Origin of the sequence: Bacillus sp. AFS001701, from assembly GCF_002559405.1 — a bacterium.
Taxonomy (GTDB): Bacteria; Bacillota; Bacilli; order Bacillales; family Bacillaceae_G; genus Gottfriedia.
Genome location: NZ_NTZO01000418.1, coordinates 1 through 2,452 on the forward strand (window position 1 = coordinate 1; position 2,452 = coordinate 2,452).

Here is a 2,452-nt window from a genome sequence, read left to right on the forward strand (position 1 = left end):
TGTTTTGTTATAGTTTGAATTAAATTATTATCGTACAAATAATCCTACAATCGTTCCTGTTAAAACTGAACCTAGCGTAGCAACTAATAATACTTTTAAACCAATTTTAGCAAAAAGCTCTGATTGTTTTTTATCAATTGCAGCAATCGCACCATATATAATACCAATTGATGAAAAGTTAGCAAATGATACTAAGAATGATGATACAATCGCTACAGTTTTTGTTGTTAAATTAGGAATGATTTTTTGGAAATCAAGCATTGCGACAAACTCATTTGCAGCAACTTTTGTACCCATAATAGATCCTGATCGTACTAATTCATCTGTTGGGATACCCATGATGAAAGCAACCGGTGCAAAAACATATCCTAAAATTTCAGTAAATGTCATTCCGATAATCGCATTGAATACGAAATTAATCATTGCAAGTAAACCAATGTAGGTTATTAACATTGCACCTACAATTAAGGCAACTTTACCACCATCGAGTGCACCGTTACCGATGGCTTCAAATAATGACTTTTCTTTAATCATTTCTTTGACATTAATATCTTCATCTTGTTCTGATGTAACAGGACATGCCATTGAAGAAAGAATTAAACCAGAGAACACGTTGATTGGCAGTGCAACTAGTACATATTCAGGGGGAATCATTTGCATATATGCACCTAAGATTGAACATGACACCGCTACTAACGAAGATGTAACAACAACAAATAATCGGTTAGGTGTAAGTTTATGTAATTCAGTTTTAACAGAAAGAATTGCTGTTGTATCACCGAATACCATACTATTTACAGCAACGAATGACTCAATCTTTGGTAATCCTGTAACTTTTGCAACTGCACCACCGATATATTTAATTGCTAACGGTAGTATTCTTGTGTAAGTCAAAATTGATAATAATGAAGATACGAATATGATCATCATTAATACGTTAATCCAGAAATAACCCTTTGTCGATAAATCACCGAATACAAATGAAATACCTTCGTTACCAAAAGATAAAACTTTATTAAAGAAAGAGACGATTTTTTGTAAAACTGTTCTTCCAATTGAGGTTTTTAGCATAAACCATGCTAAAATCAATTGAACCACTAACATAATCGCAACAGCTTTATAGTTAATGTGCTTTTTATCATTAGACATTAGCCAACAAATAATAAGTATCAAGATAATGCCAATGATTGCGATAATATATGACATTTATTTTCCTCCAAACTACAAAATCGTAGAATAATTTCTAATTTGCAATCTTATTGTTTCCAATCAGTATAAAAATATCATTAAATAAAGTAAGGTTTATTTATATAAATAGCTGAACTAATTTCATGCCACCCCACACACCTATAATCCCGCAAATTGCTGAAAATACAGGTGGTGCGGGAATTGGTAATTTAATGAGAGTAAATACAACTCCAACAATTAAACCTGCGATTAAGCTCATAATTATTTCATGCACATTTACTAACTCCTTTATGTTCAACACTTTTTGATATTACGATTGATACAAATTACTGAACGCCAATCTTCTCTGTTAATAGGGTATTATCCCCAAAAATCCTAGCTAATACAAATTATTCCACATAAGAAAACTTTTTTTGTAAATCAAATGGTTGGTAGGTAAAAAGAATATTTTTAAAGAATATATTTGTAAAGAAAATTTTAAACTTAATCACTTTGAATATTTTCAAGATGAAAGGGGCTTTTGAATGAAACAATCACTGTTGCAAGAAATTCATGATTTTACTTTATATGGTGAGTATGAAGATCACTTTGAATACTTAGCAAGCGGAAAAGATGGAGATGTTTTTACTAGAGACAATTATGTAATAAAAGTATTTAAGGAAGATGGGAAAAGTCGAGATGATGGTATGAAACTTCACCTTCTAAAGCGGAGTATATACTATCCAAAAGTACATGCATTTACAAATGATTTTATGGTAAGTGATCGTATATTTGGTGAAACTTTTTATCAATTAGATGGACACAGTAAAAATTTACGTAAGCAATATGAAACAGAGATTAATCAGGCGATATTTGATGCTCAAATTGCAGGTTTAAATGCATTTGACCTACATAATCATAATTTAATGTTATCAAATGACGGCGAGGTTCGAATCGTTGACGTCGGACGATTTTCTATTGAAGAAGAAACTCTCAAGCTACGCTTTTTTAAATCTTTATTTGGAAGTTCCAATCGACGAAACCGCAAACAAAGAAGACGTCATGATCACTCATCCTCAAGGCATCATTACAGACACTCTTCATCATCCAGACGCCACCATCGTAGACATTCAAGTTCATATAGTTCTTACTCTTCCTAAAAATAAATAAATCCCACTTTCTAAGTAAGGTGGCTCTCAGATTGTTGAAATATAAAACGGCCAATAGCGAAAACGAAATTTAGTCGAAAATTATTGATGTTTAAATTCATTTTTATATAAATTTA

3 protein-coding genes are annotated in these 2,452 nt (G+C 31.5%); 1 reads left to right on the forward strand and 2 read right to left on the reverse strand.

Translation table 11 applies throughout. The features are described 5' to 3' along the window. Nucleotides 1–27: 27 nt before the first annotated feature. Together CN514_RS20385 and CN514_RS20390 are read right to left on the reverse strand one after the other, a co-directional pair. On the reverse strand, nucleotides 28–1,206 hold the full coding sequence (locus CN514_RS20385; protein WP_098234155.1) for a NupC/NupG family nucleoside CNT transporter: 1,179 nt from the start codon (nucleotides 1,204–1,206) through the stop codon (nucleotides 28–30). Nucleotides 1,207–1,306: 100 nt separating this feature from the next. Continuing rightward, nucleotides 1,307–1,462 carry a XapX domain-containing protein gene (locus CN514_RS20390; RefSeq protein WP_025671048.1) on the reverse strand — a complete coding sequence of 52 codons (156 nt, stop codon included), beginning with the start codon at nucleotides 1,460–1,462 and terminating at the stop codon, nucleotides 1,307–1,309. 250 nt (nucleotides 1,463–1,712) lie between these two features. Between CN514_RS20390 and CN514_RS20395 the strand changes: the two genes are divergently transcribed. Further along, nucleotides 1,713–2,327, forward strand: coding sequence for a hypothetical protein (locus tag CN514_RS20395; protein WP_098234156.1), 615 nt, complete (start codon nucleotides 1,713–1,715; stop codon nucleotides 2,325–2,327). Nucleotides 2,328–2,452: the final 125 nt, after the last annotated feature.

What these genes read in the sequence shown, in the direction of transcription:
- CN514_RS20395 (WP_098234156.1), top strand. Translation starts at nt 1,713, where the DNA reads ATGAAACAATCACTGTTGCAAGAAATTCATGATTTTACTTTATATGGT.
- CN514_RS20385 (WP_098234155.1), bottom strand. Translation starts at nt 1,206, where the DNA reads ATGTCATATATTATCGCAATCATTGGCATTATCTTGATACTTATTATT.